The sequence below is a fragment of the Parabacteroides sp. AF19-14 genome (genome assembly GCF_003635485.1).
Classification (GTDB): domain Bacteria; phylum Bacteroidota; class Bacteroidia; order Bacteroidales; family Tannerellaceae; genus Parabacteroides; species Parabacteroides distasonis.
In genome coordinates this window covers 1-1,294 of record NZ_QTMJ01000056.1, presented here as the reverse complement: position 1 = coordinate 1,294, position 1,294 = coordinate 1, and the positions used below count along the sequence as shown (strand labels likewise).

The following is a 1,294-nucleotide window of genomic DNA, read 5'->3' as shown; positions in this document are numbered from 1 at the left end:
CCTTAATTCCGCAACACTATTATAAAATATTTTTTTTAAGTACCTGAGCAACAAAAAGTTGCTCAGGATTTTGCCATGTCAGAGGATTCACTTAACTTAGTGTTGCAAAAAAATAATCAAACAAAACCTCATCAGGCATGGCAAAAATACAAATAAAATCCGAGAAGCTCACTCCTTTTGGAGGAATATTTTCAATCATGGAGCAATTTGACTCCACATTGTCATCTGTAATCGACTCGACACTCGGTCTAAGGTGTAGCTCGTTCGGTTATCAGTACAGTGAAATCGTCCGTTCCCTCATGAGTATCTACTTCTGTGGTGGCTCATGCATTGAGGATGTCACTACTCATTTGATGAACCATCTCTCGCTCCATCCGACACTTCGTACTTGTAGTTCTGATACTATCCTCAGAGCGATAAAGGAACTGACGCAAGGAAACATCTCATACACATCAGATACGGGTAAGAACTACGATTTCAACACGGCTGACACACTCAATACCTTACTGCTCAATTGTATGTTTGCATCCGGCCAACTGAAAGAGGGCGAGATGTATGATGTTGATTTCGACCATCAGTTCATAGAGACTGAGAAGTATGATGCAAAGCCTACATACAAGAAGTTCCTTGGTTATCGCCCTGGCGTGGCGGTTATTGACGACTTGATTGTTGGCATTGAGAATAGCGATGGTAACACCAACGTTCGTTTTCATCAGAAGGACACGCTGAAGAGATTCTTTGAGAGATTTGAGCAGAACGGACTTACAATCAATCGTTTCAGAGCTGATTGTGGATCATGTTCCGAGGAAATCGTGGAGGAAATAGAGAAACACAGCAAATCCTTCTATATCCGCGCAAACCGCTGCAGTTCGCTCTACAATGACATCTTTGCTCTTAGAGGCTGGAAGACTGAGGAAATCAATGGCATTGAGTTCGAATTGAACTCTATTCTTGTTGAGAAGTGGAAGGGTAAAGCATACCGACTTGTGATTCAAAGACAGAAACGGATGGACGGTGTGCTGGATCTTTGGGAAGGAGAATACACATACCGTTGTATCCTGACTAACGACTATGAATCTTCCACAAGAGAAATTGTCGAGTTCTATAACCTTCGTGGAGGAAAGGAACGTATCTTCGATGATATGAACAATGGTTTCGGGTGGGACAGATTGCCCAAATCCTTCATGGCAGAGAACACTGTGTTCCTTCTTCTTACGGCACTTATCCGTAATTTCTACAAGGCCATTATCCACAGACTTGACGTAAAGAGGTTCGGACTCAATGCAACAAGTCG

The 1,294-nt window shown here is 42.5% G+C and carries 1 protein-coding gene; it reads left to right on the top strand.

Annotated features, from left to right (window positions below; genetic code table 11):
* Window positions 1–137: 137 nt before the first annotated feature.
* Window positions 138–1,294: IS1380-like element IS613 family transposase (locus DWX33_RS22180; RefSeq protein ID WP_117986229.1), on the top strand; the 1,157-nt coding region annotated here is incomplete at its 3' end.